Genomic DNA, 19,213 nt, shown 5'->3' with positions numbered 1-19,213 from the left:
CCACCGCCCGGCCGTACATCCACCGCCCGTCCGCGCCCGCGCACCCGTCCGCACGCCCATGACCCGGGGAGACGCATGTCCATCACTCCGCTCGCCGCCGCTTTGTCCGTCCACCGCACCGACCCCCTCTTCCGGGGCCGGATCGGCCGGGACGCCCGCAGCGGCCACTACGCCGTGCCGCACCGCTACCGGCTCCACCTGTCGACCGCCTGTCCCGACGGGCTGCGCCTCGCCGTCGGCCACAGCCTGCTCGAACTGGACACCAGCTGTCCGGTCAGCCTCCTGCCCGCCGTCCCGGACCAGCCCGGCGGCGGCCACACGGCGCTGCGCCCGCTGTACGAGGCGAGCGCCCACCACCACACCGGCCCGGCGCTCGCACCCGTGCTCAGCGACGACTGGTCCGGGCGCATCGTCAGCACCCACGCCCCGGACATCCTGCGCGACCTGGACCGCTTCCCGCACACCGGCCCCACCCGCCTGCACCCCCGCGGCCTGCAGTCCGTGATCGAGGCCGTGGAGCGGATGTGTGCCGACGGCGTCGAGGGAGCCGCGCAGCGCGCCGGCCGGGCCGGCGCCGCCCCGGCCGAGCGGGCCGCCGCCCTGGACGTGCTGCTCGACACCCTGGACCGGCTGGAACGTCGGCTGAGCGGGGAGGAGTACCTGGTCGACGACCGGCTGACCGCCGCCGACATCGAACTGTGGGTTTCCCTGGTGCAGTTGGACACCGTCCACCGGTGCCACCTCGACGCCGCCGCCGTGCACCGCATCGCCGGCCACCGCGCCCTGTGGGCCTACGCCCGCCGCCTGACCGCCCACCCCGCCTTCGGCCGCCACCTCGACCTCGACGGCATCGCCCGCCGCCACCACGGCCGCTGCCAGGGCCTGGAAGCCGCCGGAGCCGCCGTCCAGATCCTGGACTGGGCGGGTCACGCAGCCAAGGCCTCGGACGCTTCTCGCAGGTGAGCGCGAGCTGTTGGCGTCCAGCGCGCGGACAGACGTTGACATCCGAACGGACGACTGCCTTAACTTACGGCTCAGAACGGTCATGAGCGTCAGCACCAAGCCCTGGCTCGCTGACCGGCAACCCTCGCACCGCGGTGGGGTGCCCCAGGTGACGACCGGACCGGACGACGTTTTCGGTAAGCGCGAGGCCCACGGGCCGGAACAGTGACAGGTGACGCCATGTACGCAGCTCCCAGGACGGCCGACAGCCGCCCCCAGGGCTGCGTACCGTCGTACGCCGGCCTCCTCGTAGCCGACCGTGCCGTCGACCTGCTCCGCGTGAACAGCGCACTGTGTACCGCGCCGGGCCTCGCCCGCTGCCGGGGCTGACGCCTCCTCCCAGCCCCCGCGTTCCCCTCGCACCCCGTCCCCGTGGTGTGCCGTTGTCCGCCCAGCTCCCGGTTCCGCGCGTTCCCGTGCGCCGCCCCGCGCCCAGTGCCGTCGGGGACCGCACCCGTTCGCCGCCGTCCCGGGGTGTCCGATCCCGCCGGAGTCCGCCATGAGTGAAAGCCCAGGCGCCGCCCTCTCCCTCGCCGAGGCGCCACCACCCACCGACACACGTTCAGGCAGACCTGCCACACAGCGGGTTCGGCCGCTGCGCCGGCCCGGACGATGGATCGCCACCGCCGTCGTCCTCGTGCTCGTCACACAGATCCTGCACGGGCTGGTCACCAACCCCTTCTACCAGTGGGACCGGTTCCGCTACTGGTTCCTGCGCCCGGCCGTTCTGGACGGACTCCTCGTCACCCTCGAAGTCGCCGCGCTCAGCGCCGTGCTGGGTCTCCTCGGCGGTGTCCTGCTGGCACTCGGCCGGCTCTCCGGCAGCCCGGTGCTGCGCGCGGTCAGCTGGACGTACACCTGGCTGTTCCGCTCCGTGCCGCTGATCGTGGTGCTGATCTTCCTCTACAACTTCAGCGCCCTGTACAAGACGCTGAGCCTGGGCGTGCCGTTCGGTCCGGCCTTCGTCAGCTTCGACGAGTCGAAGCATGCGACCGACATGACGATCGCCGTCGTCGGCCTCAGCCTCAACGAGGCGGCGTACGCGGCAGAGGTGGTCCGCGGCGGCATCCTCTCCGTGGACCAGGGCCAGCACGAGGCCGCCGCCGCGCTCGGCCTGCCCAAGGGGTACCAGTTCCGCCGGATCGTCCTTCCGCAGGCCCTGCGCTCCATCACCCCGAACTACGTCAACCAGCTGATCGGCCTCATCAAGAGCACGTCCCTGGTGTTCTACGTGTCCCTGCTCGACCTGTTCGGCTCCGTGCAGTCGCTGGGCAGCACCTACCCCGGCGACATCGTGCCGCTGCTGCTGGTCGCCACCGTCTGGTACCTGATCCTCACCAGCGCCGTGTCCGTCGTCCAGTTCTACGTCGAGCGGCACTACGCCCGGGGCGCCACACGCACCCTGCCGCCGACACCGTCGCAGCGGGCCCGGGCCGCTCTGACCGGCCTGCGGGCCCGGCTGCGCGGGGAGGCCGCCGTATGACCACCGCCCGGACCCTCGACAAGGCCGTCCCCGCCGCGCTCGAACTGCACGACGTCCACAAGTGGTACGGCGCCCACCGCGTCCTCGACGGCATCGACCTGACCATCCGCCCCGGTGAGGTCACGGTCGTCCTCGGCCCCTCCGGCTCCGGCAAGTCGACCCTGCTCAGGGTCGTCAACCACCTGGAGAAGCCCGAGATCGGCCACGTGAGCGTGGGCGGCGAACTCATCGGCGTGAAGCGGCACGGCGAACGGCTGAAGGAACTCAGCGAGCGCGCCATCCTCGCCCAGCGCAGCCGGATCGGCTTCGTCTTCCAGAACTTCAACCTGTTCCCGCACCTGACCGCCCTCGACAACGTCGCCGCCGCCCCCGTCGCCACCGGCAAGCTGACCAGGCCGGCAGCCCGGGAACTCGCCCGCGAGCTGCTCACCCGCGTGGGCCTCGGCGAGCGCACCGGCGCCTACCCCCGGCAGTTGTCCGGCGGCCAGCAGCAGCGCGTCGCCATCGCCCGCGCCCTCGCCCTGCGGCCCGGGGTGATCCTCTTCGACGAGCCGACCTCGGCGCTCGACCCCGAACTCGTCGGCGAGGTACTGGCCGTCATCAAGGACCTGGCGACCAGCGGCACCACCCTGGTCATCGTCACCCACGAGATCGGCTTCGCCCGCGAGGTCGCCGACCGGGTCGTCTTCATCGACGGCGGCCGGATCGTCGAACAGGGCCCGCCCGGCGAGGTACTGGACCGGCCCCGCCACGACCGGACCCGGGACTTCCTCGCCAGGGTGCTCTGAACCCGCCCGCCGTGCGGCTCACCCGCCACGGCACCACCCCACCTCTGTCAGCAGCGAGACAAGCGAGACAAGGACAGCCACGCCATGCCTACCCACCTCTCCCGACGCGGCCTCATCCGGGGCATCACCGCGGCGACCGCCGTCGCCACCCTCGCCACCGGGCTCGCCGCCTGCGGGGGCGACAGCGAGGCCGCCACCACCACCGACGCCGCGGGAACGGTCACCGTCGGACGGCTGTCCAACGGGGCCGCGAAGGAGACCACGCTGAAGGTTCAGGAGGTGAAGTCCATCCGTGCCGAACTGCCCGCGTCCGTCAGGAAGAGCGGCAAGCTCGTCATCGGCGTCGGAGGCCTGCCCGCCGGATCCGCGCCCCTCGACTTCATCGGCACCGACCAGAAGACACTCACCGGGTCCGAGCCCGACTTCGGCCGCCTGGTGGCCGCGGTGCTCGGCCTCGAGCCCGTGGTCAAGAACTCCACCTGGGAGAACCTCTTCGTCGGCGTCGACAGCGGCAAGGTCGACGTGGCCTTCTCCAACGTCACCGACACCGAGGAACGCAAGAAGAAGTACGAGTTCGCCTCCTACCGCAAGGACAACCTCGCCTTCGAGGTGCTGAAGAAGAGCACCTGGAACTTCGACGGCGACTACGAGAACCTCGCGGGCAGGACGGTCTCCGTGAGCGCGGGCACCAACCAGGAGAAGATCCTCCTGGAGTGGAAGAGCCGGCTCGCCAAGGAGGGCAAGAAACTCACCGTCAAATACTTCCCCGACCAGAACGCCGTCAACCTGGCGCTCAGCAGCGGCAAGATCGACGCCTACCTCGGTCCCAACCCCGCCGTGGCCTACCGGGCCCGGCAGACCGCGAACACGCCCGACCCGACCCGCAACGCGGGCACCTTCTCCGGCGCCGGCGAGACGCTCCAGGGCCTCATCGCCGCCACCGCCAAGAAGGACAGCGGGCTCGCCAAGCCGCTCGCGGACGCCGTCAACCACCTCATCGAGCACGGGCAGTACGCCAAGTGGCTGGCCGCCTACAACCTCTCCAACGAGGCCGTCGCCAAGTCCGAGGTCAACCCGCCCGGGCTGCCGCTGACCAACTCCTGAGCCGACCCCGCACCCGCCGGACGACGAGAGGACCCCGCCTCCGTGGCACACCCGGACGACGTCCGCTCAAGGCGGCGCCCCGACCGCCCCGCCCGGCGGCAGTCCGCCGGGCACGCGGCCCGGACCGTGCTCGACGTCCCCCGCGCGACCCCGCCGACCGTACGGGCGCGCGGTCGCGGCGGGTGTCCGGGACCCCGGGGCACCCCGGTCCCGCCCGCCGCCGGCAACACGCCCGCGATCCGGTTGTACGAGTCGATCGGGTCCACCCCGCCCCGCCGCTCCCGCACCGTGCACCCGCGCACCCCGGGAACAACCGCCGCCGGCCGGGCGTTGAGCGTCCTGACGAGATCCGCCAGGCGGACGCCGGTCCGGCCCGCCTCGCCCGACGGAGGGAGGTGACGGCCGTGACGCCCGTACGACCGCGGCAACACCCGCGGTGCCTCCCGCACCCCTACCGCCCCGTCCGTCTGCACTCCCGGCCGCACATAGACCTCCAGCGCGTGTCCGCCGCGCTCTGTCGCCGCTGATCCCTGTCCCCGGCCTTCCCGGCCCAGGTCTTCTCCTGCCGCGCTCGCCCCTCGCCGCACCCTGCCCGCGAGCCGGACTTCTCGTACGGACATCAAGGAAGGCACCGACGTGTCCTCGACTCCCTCCGCACACCTGCACCTCGCCGTCGCCCTGGACGGCACCGGCTGGCACCCCGCGTCCTGGCGCGAGCCGGCCGCCCGCCCCCGGGAGCTGTTCACCGCCGGCTACTGGGCCGGCCTGGTCGCCGAGGCCGAAGGCGGCCTGCTCGACCTCGTCACCCTGGAGGACGGCCTCGGCCCGCAGTCCGACCAGCTCCTGGCACCCGACGACCGCACGGACCGGGTCCGCGGCCGGCTCGACGCGGTCCTCATCGCCTCCCGCATCGCCCCGCTCACCCGGCACATAGGCCTGGTCCCGACCGTGGTGGCCACGCACACCGAGCCGTTCCACATCTCCAAGGCCATCGCCACCCTGGACTACGTCAGCCGCGGACGCGCCGGCCTGCGCGTGCAGATCACCGCCCGCCCGGACGAGGCCGCCCACTTCGGCCGCCGTACGGTCCCCCGGATCACCGGGTTCGACAGCCCGGGCGCGCAGGAACTGGTCAGCGGCCTGTTCGACGAGGCCGCCGACCACGTCGAAGTCGTGCGCCGGCTCTGGGACAGCTGGGAGGACGACGCCGAGATCCGGGACGCGGCCACCGGCCGCTTCATCGACCGGGACAAGCTGCATTACATCGACTTCAAGGGCCGCTTCTTCGACGTCAAGGGGCCCTCCATCACGCCCCGCCCGCCGCAGGGCCAGCCGCCGGTCACCGCCCTCGCCCACCAGACCGTCCCCTACCGGCTCGTCGCCCGCCAGGCCGACATCGGCTACGTCACCCCGCACGACACGGCGCAGGCCCGCGCGATCGTCGCGGAGATCCGTGCCGAGCAGGAGGCGGCGGGCCGGGCCGAGGAGACCGTGCACGTCTTCGGTGACCTCGTCGTCCTCCTCGACGACAGCCAGGCGCAGGCCGAGGCCCGCCTCGGCCGCCTCGACACCCTCGCCGGCGAGCCGTACACCAGCGACGCCCGCGTCTTCACCGGTACGGCCGCCCAACTGGCCGACCTGCTGGAGGAGCTGGCGGCCGGCGGGCTGACCGGGTTCCGGCTGCGCCCCGCGGTCGCCGGCCACGACCTGCCCCGCATCACCCGCGAGCTGGTGCCCGAACTCCAGCGCCGCCACCGCTTCCGGAACGCCTACGAGGCCGGCACCCTGCGCGGCCACCTCGGCCTCGCCCGCCCCGCCAGCCGCTACGCCGCAGCCACCGCCTGAGCCAGGAGGACCGCCCCCATGAGCAAGCCGCTGAAGCAGATCCACCTGGCCGCCCACTTCCCCGGGGTCAACAACACCACCGTGTGGAGCGACCCGGCCGCCGGCAGCCACATCGAGTTCGACTCCTTCGTGCACTTCGCGCGGACCGCCGAACGCGCCAAGTTCGACTTCCTGTTCCTCGCCGAGGGGCTCAGGCTGCGCGAGCAGGGCGGCAAAATCTACGACCTGGACGTGGTCGGCCGCCCCGACACCTTCACCGTGCTGGCCGCGCTCGCCGCCGTCACCGACCGGCTCGGCCTGACCGGCACCATCAACTCCACCTTCAACGAGCCCTACGAGGTGGCCCGCCAGTTCGCGAGCCTCGACCACCTCTCCGACGGCCGCTCCGCGTGGAACGTCGTCACCTCCTGGGACGCCTTCACCGGCGAGAACTTCCGCCGCGGCGGCTTCCTGCCGCAGGAGGAGCGCTACTCCCGCGCCAAGGAGTTCCTCGCCACCACCCGGGAACTCTTCGACTCCTGGCACGGCGACGAGATCCTCGCCGACCAGGCCACCGGCACCTTCCTGAAGGACGCCGCGGCCGGCGCATTCGTCCACCACGGCCGGCACTTCGACATCCACGGCCGGTTCAACGTGCCGCGCTCCCCGCAGGGCCGCCCGGTCATCTTCCAGGCGGGTGACTCCGAGGAGGGCCGCGAGTTCGCCGCCTCCACCGCCGACGCGATCTTCAGCCGCTACGCCACGCTGAAGGAGGGCCAGGCCTTCTACACCGACGTCAAGTCCCGCCTCGCCGCGTACGGCCGCCGCCCCGACGAGCTGCTCATCCTGCCCGCCGCGACCTTCGTCCTCGGCGACACCGACCAGGAGGCCGCCGACCTCGCGCGCGAGGTGCGCCGGCAGCAGGTCAGCGGCGCCACCGCCATCAAGCACCTGGAGTTCGTCTGGAACCGTGACCTGTCGGCGTACGACCCGGAGGGCCCCCTGCCCGACGTCGACCCCGTGGTCGACGAGGAACACATATCCCGGGGCCGCGCCCAGGTGCGGATGTACCGCGACCCGATCGCCATCGCCCGCGAGTGGCGGCAGCTCGCCGAGGCCAACAAGTGGTCCATCCGCGACCTGGTGATCAACACCGGCAACCGGCAGACCTTCGTCGGCACCCCCGCCACCGTCGCCCGGACCATCGACGACTTCGTGCAGGCGGACGCCTCCGACGGCTTCATCCTCGTCCCGCACATCACGCCCGGCGGACTCGACCCGTTCGCCGACAAGGTGGTCCCGCTGCTCCAGGAACAGGGCGTGTTCCGCAGCGACTACGAGGGCACGACCCTGCGCGACCACCTGGGACTCGCCCACCCCGACGCCGCCGTCGGCGCCCCGGCAGGGCGGGCGGCATCGTGAGGTTCCTCGCGATCACCCTGATCGTGCACCGGCCGGACCAGGACACGGGCGTGCGGAGGCCGCAGCGCGGACAACCGTGACCGGTCCGGCCGCCCCGGCTCGTCGACGTGGCCGCGGACGTCACCTCCCCCGTGGGTGACGTCCGCGGCCGTTCCCCCGGCGCCGGACTGTGGTCGTGTGCCGTCACCAGCACATGACGGCCGTCTCTCCCGAACCCCACGAGGAGTACAGGCGGACCCGGACGATGTAGCGGCGGCCCCTGACGAGCCGGACCCGGACGGCGGCGTTGTCCGGTGTGCCGCCGTCGTCGTGCCCCGCGAAGAAGCGCGGTTCCCCGTCACGCTCCTCGAAGACCACCAGCACGGCGTCCGCGTCGCCGAAGGTCCCCACGGTGTACTCGCGGGTCTCCGGCGGCTCGACGGTGAACTCGGCCTGCTCGCCCGGCCCGAGACCGAGCGGCGCCGACCGGAACGGCACCAGCGGGGCCGGCTCGGACAGCCGGGTGGGCGGGTACCAGCGCAGCACGAACTCCTTGTCGGCCGGCGACGGTGCGCCGGGCGGGCGCAGCCCTCCGCGGTACTGCTCCGGCTCCAGCACCAGCCCCGGCCCGATCGGCAGCGTCATGACCGACTGCGGGTCCCACACCGAGCCGCCCGCCGCGCAGGCGTCCAGCCGGCGCAGCACGTTCGTGTACGTCGTCTCCCGGCTCCAGAAGTTCGGCGGGCCCGCCAGCTCGGCGTAGACGGCCTCGTCGTCCCAGTGGAGCCCGGCGACCGGGCTCTGGTGCTCGTGCACCATGCCGAGCGTGTGGCCGATCTGGTGCAGGACCGTCCCGCGCTCCCCGGGGGCGGTCACGTCCCAGCCGAGGTTGACGGTGCGCTCGCCGCGCCCGGCCGACAGCGCGTCCCGGCCGACCGCCGACCAGGAACCGGCACCGGCCTGGAACCCGATCCGCAGCTCCGCCTCGTGACGGTCGCCGACCTCGGCGAAGGTGACGCCGATGCCGAGGTCCTGCCACTCGCGGAAACACCCGCGGACCACGTCCCGCTGCTCCGAGCCGCCCGCCCAGGGCACCCGGCGCAGCTCACCCGTCCCGGGGACCGGGATCACCGAGGCGTCGGAGCGGGAGTCCATGAAGCAGTAGTGCAGGACCGTGCCGTTGACCCACATCCGCCGCCCGGCGAGCAGCGCGCCCAGCCGCCCGGCGGTCAGCCCCGGTGCGAAGGACGGGGCCGGCTGCCGCGGGAGCGAGCAGAGGCGTCGGGTCATGCGGCCAGCTTGCCTCGCCGCCCGGCCGCCCGCCTGAGTCGGGGGCTACTCAAGTCGCCCTGTATCAAACCTGAGTACGTGCGCTCAGGATGACGTGAGAACTGACGAACACGACGCGAGTACGCCCGCACCGCCCTGGCCGTTCACGGGCCGGACGGACGAACTGGAGCTGGTGCGCGGCGCGTCGGCCGCGGGCCGGCCCGGCATCGTGGTGACCGGACCGGCCGGCCGCGGCAAGACCCGGCTGATCACGGAGGCGGTGCGGGGCACGGACCACGCCCGGGTGACCGGCACGCCCGAGGCACGCGACCTGCCCTTCGGCGCCTTCGCCCCACTGCTCCCCGGCACCGTCTCGCTGCACCACGCGATCCGCGCCCTGTCCGGGACACGGCTGCTCGTCGTGGACGACGCCCAGTTGCTGGACGAGGCCTCCGCCGCCCTGGTCCACCAGCTCGCCGTGCACGGGCGCACCCGCCTGCTCGTGGCCGCCGCGGACGAGGTGCCCGCGCCGGGCGCGGTGTCCCGGCTGTGGACCGGGGAGCTGCTGCCCCGGCTGGCCCTCGCCCCGCTGCCCCGGGAGGACACCGCTCGACTGCTCGCCGGCGCCGGACTGGAACCGCTGACCGTGCGCCGGCTGCACCAGGCGTGCCGGGGCGATCTGCGGCTGCTGCGCGATCTGGTGACCGCGCTCGCCGCGTCCGGGCGGCTGGCGCCCGTCCCGGGCACCGGTGAGCGGGCGTGGCGGGGCGCACTGCCGGTCACCCCGGCCGTCCGCGAGCGGCTCGCACCGGCCCTGGAGCGGTCCGGTCCGGGTGAGCGCGACACCCTGGAACGCTTGGCGTTCGCCGAGCCCCGGCCGCTTCCGGTGGACGAACTCGATCTGGACGCCCTCGAACGCCTGGAGGCGGACGGCCTCGTCGACGTGGACGACCAGGGTGCCGTCACCCTCGCCCATCCCCTGCACGGCGCCGCGCTGCGCGCCACGGCCGGCCGGCTGCGGACCCGCCGGCTGGGGCGCGCACCCTTCGCGTACGGACCGGCGCTTGCCGCCGAACAGCGCCTACTGGAAAGGAGGTTGGAGCAGTTCGACGTACGGACGGTGCCCACGCCCGTGGGCGAGTGGCTGGTGGCGGAGGGCGGCCCGCTGCCGGCCGGGTACGCCGCGGTCCGCGCCCGGTTCGCGCGGCTGCGGGGCGAGCTGCGGGAGGCGGCGGCCTGGGCCAGGGAAGGGTTGCGGGGGGCGCCCGGGGACACCGGGTGCCGGACGGAACTGGCGCTGGCGGAAGGGGAACCGGGCGGGACGGCCGACCCCGACGACGTCCACGCGCTCTACGGCGCGGTACGCCTCGGTGCTCCGCGGGGCGCGGCCGGACGGCTGCCGGCCGGCAGCGTGTTCGCCCGGCACGCCGAGGCGCTGGCCCGCGGCGACGGGACCGCGCTGGACCGGGCCGCACAGGCGCTCGCGGGGCGGGGCTTCCTCCTGTACGCGGCGGAGGCCCACGCCCAGGCCGCACGGGCCCACCGCGATCCGCGTGCCGCACGGTCGTCCCGTACCCGGGCCGTCGCCCTGGCCCGCCGCTGCCAGGGGGCCCGTACGCCGGCCCTGACCGGGCTCCTCCTCGGCGAACTCACCGCGCGGCAGCGGCAGATCGTCGCACTGGCGGCGGCCGGGCTGAGCAACCGGGACATCGCCGAGAAGCTGACCCTGTCCGTGCGGACGGTGGGCAACCATCTGTACGGCGCCTACACCCGGCTGGGCACGGCGGACCGGGGCGCCCTGACCTGGCTGGTGGACGTGCCCGAGCGGGAGACGGCGTAGCGGGGCGCCCGGGCGCCGTCCCCGACGCCGCCCCTCACGCCGCCCCGAACGCCGCGAACGCCCAGCCCGTCGCCTGGTGCACCGCGTCACCCGGCAGCGCCGTACGGGCGTCGCGGAGGGCCTCGGCCAGGGACAGACCCGCGCCGAGGCCCTTGTGCAGGGCCAGCATCAGCGGCACCACCGCCGCGTCGTTGACCGGCGCGCTGCTGGCCACCACCCCGGCCGTGCCCAGCGGCAGCAACGCGGTCACCAGGCCCAGGAGTTCGTCGGCGCCGACCGAGGCGAGGCGGGCGGTGTCGCAGCTGGAGAGGATGATCCGGTAGGGGCTGCGCGACAGCCGCTCGAAGTCGTGGACGATCAGTGGACCGTCGGCCATCCGCAGGGCGGAGAACAGCGGGCTGTCCGCGCGGAACGTGCCGTGCGCCGCGAGATGGGCGAGGGCCGCCCCGTCGAGTTCCGCCAGTACCCGGGGCACCTGTGCGTCGTCGCCCTCCAGGACCGTCGCCGTGCCGTACCGGCCGGCCAGTTCGGGCACCTCCGCACCGCCCGTCGCCAGGCCGGGACCGCGCACGAGCACCGGCCGGCCCTCCGGCGGCGGTTCCGTCTCCCTGGCCCGCAGCCAGCTGCCGGCCGACGGCGACACGCTGAGCACCCGTTCCCGCAGCGCGGGCAACAGCGCCCACGGCACCCGGTGCAGCGCCCCCGGCGGCACGATCACCACGGGGCCCGGGCCGAGGCACTTCGCCGCCCCGGCGAGCAGCAGCTCCTGCAACCGGCGGCCCGCCGCCTCCACCAGCGGCAGCCGTGCCTCGGCACCCGGGTGCGCGAGCCGCCGCAGCCCGGCCTGCACATGCCCGGCCTCGGCCACCGCCTCCGCCAGCGACCCGCCGGCGAACCGCCGTACCCTGCCCTGCCCGCACAGCAGCACGTGCACCCGGCCGTCCACGACGGCCAGTTCCACCAGCCACCCGTCACCGAGCCGGTCCAGCAGCCGGGCCACGTCCAAGCGGTCACCCGCGCCGGTGGCGGCGCCGCCCATATGACGGGTCCGGGAGCGGATCTCCCGCTCCAGGCGCCGCTGTTCGCGCTCCAGCGCCGGTACCGGGCGGCCCTCCATCCGGGCGGTCTCCGCGCGCGCCGCGATCTCCCGGTAGGCGGTCAGACCGCTCAGCAGCGCCGGGTCGTGCGGTGGCCGGGCCGGCGGCGCGGACAGCACGGTCGCCCGCCACCGCTCGCTCCACACCAGCAGCCGCCGCGGACTGCCCTGGGCGAGACTCACCTCCTGTGCCAGCGCGGCCAGTTCGGCACCCTGCGCGGTGGCGTGGGCGCGCAGCTCCGAGGCGCCCAGCGTCATCCGGTGGTCGTCCAGCACGTCCAGGCCGCGCCGGCACGCCTCCAGCACGCCCCGCCGGGAACCCGCGGCCCGTGCCCGCAGTGCCTGCGCGGCCCAGCCGGTCATCCGGGCCGGTGGCCGCCCGCAGTTCCGGCTGCGGGCGGCCACCGCCAGATGCCGTTCGGCGTCGGCCGTCCAGCCCAGCTCCAGCGCGATCCGGCCCGCGAGCAGCGAGGCCTCGGCGGCGGCGGGCGACCCGAAGGAGGCCAGCCGCTCGGCGACCGCCGCCGCGTCCCCGACCAGCCGGCCCGACCGGCGGCCGGCCGCCACCCGCGCCTCGATCAGCACCAGCCGGGCGTGCGTCTCCCACCACGTGCGGCGCTGCGCGGCGAACAGCCGTACGGCGACGGCGGCGCGGGCTATGGCGGTGTGCGGGTCCCCGGCCGAGCGGGCGGCCCACGCCGCCGCGAGGAGCAGCTCGGCCCTGCGGGTGGACTGCCCGCCGATCCGGTCCAGCACCGCGCCGGCCGCGTCCGCCTCGGCGAGCGCCTCCGGGGCGAGCCCCGCCGCCATCAGCACCTCGCACCGCCGGATCGACAGGTTGTAGGTGGGCGTGCCCAGCTTGGCGTACCGCTCCTCGGCCTCGTCGAGCAGCCGCAGCGCCGCCGGGATGTCCCCGGACCGGAACGCGGCCAGCCCCCGGCTCTCCACCGCGTCCGCCTTGTCGTGCTCCTGGCCGGTGGTGTCCCACAGCCGTTCCGCCGCCGTGAAGTCCGCGACCGCCCGGTCCACCGTTCCGAGGGCCAGGTGCACGGTCGCCCGCAGGGTCAGCGCCCGCGCGGTCCAGATGTCGTCGCCGGTCTGCCGCAGCACCGGCAGTGCCCGCCGTACGTCCTCCAGCGCCTCCCGGTGACGCCCCAGCACCCACCACACGTACGCCCGCCGGAACAGCACCCGCGCCCGCGTGTGCCCGCTGCCCCGGGCGACACCCCGCTCGAACGACGCGAGTCCCTGCCGCGTGCGCCCCGCGTGCACCAGTGCGACCCCCAGCGTCGCGAGCACATCGGCCTCCCGGTCGGCCGACTCGGCACGCGCGGCCAGGTCCCGGGCCCGCCGCAGATGCCGGAGCGCGATGCGCAGATCCCCGAAGTCCCGCTGCCAGATGCCGAGCACCTGGTGGGCCACGCTGGCGTGCAACGGTGGTGCGGCGGTGCGCAGGACGTGTTCGGCGCGTGCCCGGGCCTCGCCCGGGTCGGCGAACACCAAGGGCAGCAGTTCGAGCACCGACTCGCTTCCCGCTGTCACGTCTCGCATGGTAGTGGCCTGCTGTATCAGACGGCGGTCCCGCGGCTCTCACTGTCGGACACCGTCCCGAGGGGGAGATCACGACATGGCACCACAGCGATTCCACGAGCAGTTCGAGCACATCCGGCGCTCCCTGCCGGACGTCCCCCTCACCATGGGGCCCGACGACACCCCCGGCCTCCTCTACGAGAAGGGTGTCGTCCTCGTCCGGGGCGGCGAGGAGGCCGGGTTCGTCGAGGACGCCGTGCGCGCCCACTTCACCGAGACCCCGGGCCTCGTCCCCGACCACGTGGGCCGTGTGGGCCCGCGGGCGGACCGCACCGGCGTCACCCGCGTCCGGGTCGGCGACCCGGACGGGGGCGAGGACACCGTGCCGCACGCCCTCGCCGCCGTACGGGCGGCCGAGCGGCGCCAGGGCCGCCGGCTGGCCGGCCGCAACCACGTGCTGCACATCGCGGTCAACGCCTGCCCCGGTGACGAGCCCGTGCCCGCCCCGCGTACCGAGGCCGCCAACCCGGCCGTCTCCGGGAGCGGTCACGACCCGGCCACCGCGGTCGGCGTCCTCGTCATCGACACCGGTCTGGTGCACGACCACCTGGCGTACCCGCCGCTCGCCCACACCACCGGCGACGCCCAGCTGACCGAGACCGACGGTGACGGGGTGCTCCACCAGTACGTCGGCCACGGCACGTTCATCGCCGGGATCGTCGCGGCCCTCGCGCCCAACACCGACATCACCGTCCGGGGCACCCTCAACGACGCCGGCGCCGTCCTGGAGTCCGAGTTCGCCGGCCGGCTCTTCGAGGCCGTCGACCGGAACGGCTGGCCCGACATCATCAGCCTCTCCGCCGGCACCCCCGGCGCGGACACCGACGGCCTGATCGGCCTCGACACGTTCATGCGGGAACTGCGCGACCGGCGCACCCTCCTGATCGCCGCCGCCGGCAACAACGGCAGCGACACCCGTTTCTGGCCCGCCGCCTACGCCGCCCTGCCCGAGTACGCCGACTGCGTGCTCTCGGTCGGCGCCCTGCGCGCGGACGGCGAGTCGGGGGCCTGCTTCACCAACTACGGCCCCTGGGTGCGCGTCCACGCCCCCGGCGAGCGCCTCACCAGCGCCCTCACCGGCTTCGTCACCCCCGTGCCCTACGTCTACCAGCACTCCACCTACGACGACTGCCGGTTCGGCTCCGACTACGCCTGCACCTGCCAGTACCCGCGTCACACCGGCGTGCTGAGCGAGGGCCGGGAGAACACCGGCGGCAAGCCGGACCAGGTGATGTTCGACGGCCTCGCGCAGTGGAGCGGCACCTCCTTCGCCGCACCGGTGGCGGCGGGACTCGTCGCCGCCCGGATGACGGCGTACGCGGAGCGCGACCCGCGGGTGGCCGCCGCCCGGTTGCTGGCGGCCGGCACCGGCCGGGCGGAGGTGCGCGGGGCGCACGTCCCCGCGCTCCGCCCGCCCACCTGGCGCCCCGTCAGGACCGTGATCCCGGCGTTGCCCGCATGACGGCCGGAACCCTCCGCTCCGCGGCGTACGATGACGTGCCGTACACAAGGGGTGGAGCCGTGGACCGAGCAGAGGTCGGCGCGCTGGTCCAGTCCGCCGTCGACGGGGACGCCGCGGCCTGGAAGGCGCTGGTGGAAGGGATGAGTCCGCTGGTGTGGTCGGTCGTGCGCGCGCACCGGCTCTCGGACGCCGACGGGCACGAGGTCTTCCAGACCGTGTGGTTCCGCTTCGCCCAGCATCTGGGCCGGATCCGGGAACCCGACAAGACCGCCGCCTGGCTGGCCAGTACCGCCCGCCACGAATGCCTGAAGGTGCTCAGGCAACTGACGCGACTCACTCTGACCGACGATCCGCAGCTGCTCGACCGGGCCAGCCAGGACCGGACACCGGAGGAGTCGCTGATCGACAACGAGGAGGCGGCGGACCGGGCCGAACGGATCCGCCGGCTCTGGCAGGAGCTGGACTCACTGGGCGAGCGCTGCCGGCAGCTGCTGCGCGTGCTGATGGCCTCGCCACCGCCCAGCTACGGGGAGATCTCCGCCGCCCTCGGCATCGCGGTCGGCAGCATCGGCCCGCTCCGCCAGCGCTGTCTGCGCCGGCTGCGGGCCCGGATGGACACGCGGGGTGCGGTGTGAACGGCGACGACGAGATGCCCCGGGACGCGGTCCCGGACCAGGACGTGTACGCGGACCTGTTGCTGGAGGAGGAACTGCGCCAGGCCGCCGCCGTCCTGGACCCCGTCCCGGCCGAGCTGCTCCAGAGCGCCCTGGACGCCTACACCCTGCACGACCTGGACGCCCGGCTCGCCGAGCTCACCTTCGACTCGCTCGTGGACGCGCTGCCGGTCCGTGGAGTCATGGACGCGCCGCGCATGCTGACGTTCCGGGCGGGTGAGGTGACCGTGGACGTCGAGGTCACCGCCGACGGGCTGATCGGCCAGGTGCTGCCGCCGCAGCCGGCCCGGATCGAAGTGCTCGGCGACCCACGGGCCCCGCGCCCGGTCACGGCCGACACCCTGGGCCGGTTCGCCAGCGACACGCCACCGGCCGGCCCGTTCGCCCTGCGGCTGCGCACCGGCGCGGAGGTGATCGTCACCGAGTGGCTACGGGCCTGAGGCCACTGTTCGGGCACCGGGCGGGCCGGCGGAGCCGCGTCCGGTGCCGCCGGCGCACCGGACCCGGCGGGAGGAGCGGTGCTTCGTCCCGGTGATGCCCTTCACCCCGGGTGGGCTACAGGGCGTCGACGAGCGTGGCCAGCGCCGAGGCGAGCCGGTCCAGACCCGGCCCGGCGGGGCCGCCCGGCTCGGTCATGTAGACGTCCCGCCGGATCTCCACCATCAGCGCGCCGACCCGGGCGTCGGTGCCGTAGAACTCAAGCGGTACGTACGTCCCCGCGAACGGGCTGTCCAGGCCGGTCTCCCCGCACCCGGCGAACGCCTCGTGCGCGGCCCCGGTCAGCGCCGGCGGGGTGTGGAAGGCATCCGTCCCCAGGCACACCGGCGGGCGCGGCCCGGCCCCGTGCAGCTCGTAGGGGAGTGGCACGGCCGGATACGAGTGCACGTCGATGATCACGGCCCGCCCGGTGGCGGCCAGCCGTCCGGCGACCGCCTCCGTCATGGCCTCGGCGTACGGCCGGAAGTAGCGGGCGAGCAGTGGCTCCGGGTCGGTGTCCGCGGCCCGCAGCTCGCCGCGGTGCGTGGTCCGCGTGTACACGGCGCCCATCCCGGCGGCGAGCATCTCCTCCCGCTCGTCGGGGAACCGCTCCGGGTCCACGACCAGCCGTGACAGCCGGTTCACGAACCGCCAGGGCCGGATTCCGGCGAGCGCGGCGGCTCGCTCGGCGATCTCGGCGGTGTACGCGTCCGTGATGTGGTCCAGCTCCCGCTCCAGTTCCGCGTCGTCCAGCAGGATGCCTTTCCGCACGTCGTCCGGTATCGCCCGCGCGGAGTGCGGCACGTGCAGCAGGACGGGCGAGCCGGCGGCACCGGGCAGGAGGTCGAAAGAGGACACGGGCGGCTCCCGGGGGTGTGGTGGACGGGGGGACGGCTCCGCCCCGGCCGGGTGATGCCGGCCGGGGCGGAGACTACGGGGACGGTCGGGCCGCGAGCGTCAGCTCAGCGACGCCAGAACCTCGTTCCAGGTGGCCGACGGGCGCATGACCGCGTCCGCCTTGGCCTGGTCGACCTGGTAGTAGCCGCCGATGTCGACCGAGGAGCCCTGGACGGCGTTCAGCTCGTCCACGATCCGCTGCTCGTTCGCGGCGAGGGTCTCGGCCAGCGGCGCGAACGCCTTGGCCAGGTCGGCGTCGTCGGTCTGCCGGGCCAGCTCCTGCGCCCAGTACAGGGACAGGTAGAAGTGGCTGCCGCGGTTGTCGATGCCGCCGACGCGCCGGGTCGGGGACTTGTCCTCCTCGAGGAAGGTCGCCGTGGCACGGTCCAGGGTGTCGGCGAGGACCTTGGCGCGGGTGTTGCCGGTGGTCTCGGCGAACTGCTCGAAGGAGGGGACGAGCGCGAAGAACTCGCCGAGCGAGTCCCAGCGCAGGTAGTTCTCCTTGACCAGCTGCTGGACGTGCTTCGGCGCGGAGCCGCCGGCGCCCGTCTCGAACAGGCCGCCGCCCGCCATCAGCGGGACGACCGACAGCATCTTGGCGCTGGTGCCCAGCTCCATGATCGGGAACAGGTCGGTCAGGTAGTCACGCAGCACGTTGCCGGTGACCGAAATGGTGTTCTCACCGCGGCGGATGCGCTCCACCGACAGCTTGGTGGCCTCGACCGGGTTGAGGATCCGGATGTCGAGGCCCTCGGTGTCGTGCTCCGGGAGGTACTGCCGGACCTTGGCGATCAGCTGCGCGTCGTGGGCGCGCGTCTCGTCCAGCCAGAACACGGCCGGGTCGCCGGTGGCGCGGGCACGGGTGACGGCCAGCTTGACCCAGTCGCGGATCGGGTCGTCCTTGGTCTGGCAGGCGCGGAAGATGTCGCCCGCGGAGACCGGCTGCTCGATCAGCACGTTGCCGGCCCGGTCGGTCAGGCGGACGGTGCCGGCGGCCGGGATCTCGAAGGTCTTGTCGTGGGAGCCGTACTCCTCGGCCTTCTGCGCCATGAGGCCGACGTTCGGGACGGTGCCCATGGTCGACGGGTCGTAGGCGCCGTTGGCCCGGCAGTCGTCGATGACGGCCTGGTAGACGCCGGCGTAGGAGGAGTCCGGGATGACGGCGAGAGCGTCGTGCTCCTGGCCGTCCGGGCCCCACATGTGGCCGGAGGTGCGGATCATCGCCGGCATGGAGGCGTCGATGATGACGTCCGAGGGCACGTGCAGGTTCGTGATGCCCTTGTCGGAGTCGACCATGGCGAGGGCCGGGCCCTCGGCGATCTCGGCGTCGAAGGAGGCCTTGATCTCGGCGCCCTCGGGCAGCTTCTCCAGGCCCTTCAGGATGCCGCCGAGGCCGTCGTTGGGAGTGAGGCCGGCCCCCTTGAGGGTCTCGCCGTACTTCGCGAACGTCTTCGGGAAGAAGGTGCGCACCACGTGGCCGAAGATGATCGGGTCGGAGACCTTCATCATCGTGGCCTTCAGGTGCACGGAGAACAGGACACCCTCCTCCTTGGCGCGGGCGACCTGCGCGGCGAGGAACGTGTTCAGCTCGGCGACGCGCAGCACGGAGGCGTCGACGACCTCGTCCTTCAGCACCGGTACGGACTCGCGCAGCACGGTGGTGGTGCCGTCCTCGCCGACCAGCTCGATCCGCAGCGCGCCGTCCTCGGCGATCACCACGGACTTCTCGGTGGAGCGGAAGTCGTTCTCGCCCATGGTCGCCACGTCGGTGCGGGACTCGGCGCTCCAGGCACCCATGCGGTGCGGGTGGGCCTTGGCGTAGTTCTTCACCGAGGCCGGGGCGCGGCGGTCGGAGTTGCCCTCACGCAGCACCGGGTTGACGGCGGAGCCCTTGACCTTGTCGTAGCGGGCGCGGATGTCGCGCTCCTCGTCGGTCTTGGGGTCGTCCGGGTAGTCCGGCAGCGCGTAACCCTTGCCCTGGAGCTCGGCGACGGCGGCCTTGAGCTGCGGGATCGACGCCGAGATGTTCGGCAGCTTGATGATGTTGGCGGCCGGGGTCTTGGCCAGCTCGCCCAGCTCGGTCAGCGCGTCGGGGATGCGCTGGTCCTCGTTCAGGTACTCCGGGAAGACGGCGATGATGCGCCCGGCCAGCGAGATGTCACGGGTCTCCACGGGCACACCGGCCTGCGCGGCGTACGCCCGGATCACCGGCAGGAACGAATGCGTCGCCAGGGCCGGGGCCTCGTCTGTGTAGGTGTAGATGATGGTCGAGTCAGTCACCGGGTGCTCCGCTCCACGTCTGCAAC

The 19,213-nt window shown here is 73.8% G+C and carries 15 protein-coding genes and 1 riboswitch; of the genes, 11 read left to right on the top strand and 4 right to left on the bottom strand.

Annotation, left to right across the window (positions count from 1 at the left end):
* Positions 1-75: 75 nt before the first annotated feature.
* From ACF1BE_RS14990 to ACF1BE_RS14960, 7 genes are all read left to right on the top strand, one after another.
* Positions 76-963, top strand: coding sequence for a glutathione S-transferase C-terminal domain-containing protein (locus tag ACF1BE_RS14990; protein WP_392199443.1), 888 nt, complete (start codon positions 76-78; stop codon positions 961-963).
* 78 nt (positions 964-1,041) lie between these two features.
* A riboswitch (SAM riboswitch) is annotated at positions 1,042-1,152 on the top strand.
* Positions 1,153-1,182: 30 nt separating this feature from the next.
* Positions 1,183-1,332, top strand: a complete 150-nt coding sequence (locus ACF1BE_RS14985) for a hypothetical protein (RefSeq protein ID WP_163010620.1) — start codon at positions 1,183-1,185, stop codon at positions 1,330-1,332.
* Between the two features lie 169 nt (positions 1,333-1,501).
* On the top strand, positions 1,502-2,485 hold the full coding sequence (locus ACF1BE_RS14980; protein WP_392199442.1) for an amino acid ABC transporter permease: 984 nt from the start codon (positions 1,502-1,504) through the stop codon (positions 2,483-2,485).
* A complete protein-coding gene (locus ACF1BE_RS14975) occupies positions 2,482-3,273 on the top strand; it encodes an amino acid ABC transporter ATP-binding protein (RefSeq protein ID WP_392199441.1) in 792 nt (263 codons plus the stop codon). The genes ACF1BE_RS14980 and ACF1BE_RS14975 overlap by 4 nt, the downstream gene beginning before the upstream one ends.
* Before the next feature lie 84 nt (positions 3,274-3,357).
* Entirely contained in the window at positions 3,358-4,377 is a 1,020-nt protein-coding gene (locus ACF1BE_RS14970; protein ID WP_392199440.1) for a transporter substrate-binding domain-containing protein, read from the top strand.
* Positions 4,378-5,013: 636 nt separating this feature from the next.
* Positions 5,014-6,222, top strand: a complete 1,209-nt coding sequence (locus ACF1BE_RS14965; RefSeq protein ID WP_392199439.1) for an LLM class flavin-dependent oxidoreductase — start codon at positions 5,014-5,016, stop codon at positions 6,220-6,222.
* Between the two features lie 18 nt (positions 6,223-6,240).
* On the top strand, positions 6,241-7,623 hold the full coding sequence (locus tag ACF1BE_RS14960; protein WP_392199438.1) for an NtaA/DmoA family FMN-dependent monooxygenase: 1,383 nt from the start codon (positions 6,241-6,243) through the stop codon (positions 7,621-7,623).
* 183 nt (positions 7,624-7,806) lie between these two features.
* Here the strand turns inward: ACF1BE_RS14960 and ACF1BE_RS14955 are convergent, their stop codons facing one another.
* Positions 7,807-8,892: a M12 family metallopeptidase gene (locus ACF1BE_RS14955; RefSeq protein WP_392199437.1), complete on the bottom strand. Its 1,086-nt coding sequence runs from the start codon at positions 8,890-8,892 to the stop codon at positions 7,807-7,809.
* Between the two features lie 94 nt (positions 8,893-8,986).
* On the opposite strand from ACF1BE_RS14955, the gene ACF1BE_RS14950 reads away from it, so the two are divergent.
* Positions 8,987-10,711 (top strand): LuxR C-terminal-related transcriptional regulator, encoded by a 1,725-nt coding sequence (locus ACF1BE_RS14950; RefSeq protein WP_392199436.1) that lies wholly within the window; start codon positions 8,987-8,989, stop codon positions 10,709-10,711.
* A 34-nt stretch (positions 10,712-10,745) separates the two neighbouring features.
* On the opposite strand, the gene ACF1BE_RS14945 is transcribed toward ACF1BE_RS14950, so the two are convergent.
* Positions 10,746-13,358, bottom strand: coding sequence for a CHAT domain-containing protein (locus tag ACF1BE_RS14945; RefSeq protein ID WP_392199435.1), 2,613 nt, complete (start codon positions 13,356-13,358; stop codon positions 10,746-10,748).
* Positions 13,359-13,434: 76 nt separating this feature from the next.
* Between ACF1BE_RS14945 and ACF1BE_RS14940 the strand changes: the two genes are divergently transcribed.
* The 3 genes from ACF1BE_RS14940 to ACF1BE_RS14930 are packed head-to-tail and all read left to right on the top strand — an operon-like array spanning position 13,435 to position 15,973.
* Positions 13,435-14,859 (top strand): S8/S53 family peptidase, encoded by a 1,425-nt coding sequence (locus tag ACF1BE_RS14940; protein ID WP_392199434.1) that lies wholly within the window; start codon positions 13,435-13,437, stop codon positions 14,857-14,859.
* Positions 14,856-15,494: an RNA polymerase sigma factor gene (locus ACF1BE_RS14935; RefSeq protein ID WP_392199433.1), complete on the top strand. Its 639-nt coding sequence runs from the start codon at positions 14,856-14,858 to the stop codon at positions 15,492-15,494. Before ACF1BE_RS14940 ends, ACF1BE_RS14935 begins: the two co-directional genes overlap by 4 nt.
* A gap of 14 nt (positions 15,495-15,508) precedes the next feature.
* On the top strand, positions 15,509-15,973 hold the full coding sequence (locus ACF1BE_RS14930; RefSeq protein WP_392199641.1) for a hypothetical protein: 465 nt from the start codon (positions 15,509-15,511) through the stop codon (positions 15,971-15,973).
* Positions 15,974-16,088: 115 nt separating this feature from the next.
* On the opposite strand, the gene ACF1BE_RS14925 is transcribed toward ACF1BE_RS14930, so the two are convergent.
* Together ACF1BE_RS14925 and ACF1BE_RS14920 are read right to left on the bottom strand one after the other, a co-directional pair.
* Complete coding sequence (locus ACF1BE_RS14925; RefSeq protein WP_392199432.1) at positions 16,089-16,868, bottom strand: N-formylglutamate amidohydrolase; 780 nt, start codon at positions 16,866-16,868, stop codon at positions 16,089-16,091.
* Between the two features lie 99 nt (positions 16,869-16,967).
* Positions 16,968-19,187, bottom strand: coding sequence for an NADP-dependent isocitrate dehydrogenase (locus ACF1BE_RS14920; protein ID WP_392199431.1), 2,220 nt, complete (start codon positions 19,185-19,187; stop codon positions 16,968-16,970).
* Positions 19,188-19,213: the final 26 nt, after the last annotated feature.

The organism is Streptomyces sp. NPDC014991 (genome assembly GCF_043080665.1).
Lineage (GTDB): Bacteria > Actinomycetota > Actinomycetes > Streptomycetales > Streptomycetaceae > Streptomyces.
The sequence above is the reverse complement of the archived record's forward strand: the minus strand, read 5'-3'. Positions and strand labels throughout refer to the sequence as shown.

Coding starts and splice junctions, on each gene's coding strand:
- ACF1BE_RS14960 (WP_392199438.1), top strand. CDS start 6,241: ATGAGCAAGCCGCTGAAGCAGATCCACCTGGCCGCCCACTTCCCCGGG.
- ACF1BE_RS14985 (WP_163010620.1), top strand. CDS start 1,183: ATGTACGCAGCTCCCAGGACGGCCGACAGCCGCCCCCAGGGCTGCGTA.
- ACF1BE_RS14935 (WP_392199433.1), top strand. CDS start 14,856: ATGACGGCCGGAACCCTCCGCTCCGCGGCGTACGATGACGTGCCGTAC.
- ACF1BE_RS14975 (WP_392199441.1), top strand. CDS start 2,482: ATGACCACCGCCCGGACCCTCGACAAGGCCGTCCCCGCCGCGCTCGAA.
- ACF1BE_RS14940 (WP_392199434.1), top strand. CDS start 13,435: ATGGCACCACAGCGATTCCACGAGCAGTTCGAGCACATCCGGCGCTCC.
- ACF1BE_RS14955 (WP_392199437.1), bottom strand. CDS start 8,892: ATGACCCGACGCCTCTGCTCGCTCCCGCGGCAGCCGGCCCCGTCCTTC.
- ACF1BE_RS14990 (WP_392199443.1), top strand. CDS start 76: ATGTCCATCACTCCGCTCGCCGCCGCTTTGTCCGTCCACCGCACCGAC.
- ACF1BE_RS14945 (WP_392199435.1), bottom strand. CDS start 13,358: ATGCGAGACGTGACAGCGGGAAGCGAGTCGGTGCTCGAACTGCTGCCC.
- ACF1BE_RS14970 (WP_392199440.1), top strand. CDS start 3,358: ATGCCTACCCACCTCTCCCGACGCGGCCTCATCCGGGGCATCACCGCG.
- ACF1BE_RS14980 (WP_392199442.1), top strand. CDS start 1,502: ATGAGTGAAAGCCCAGGCGCCGCCCTCTCCCTCGCCGAGGCGCCACCA.
- ACF1BE_RS14930 (WP_392199641.1), top strand. CDS start 15,509: ATGCCCCGGGACGCGGTCCCGGACCAGGACGTGTACGCGGACCTGTTG.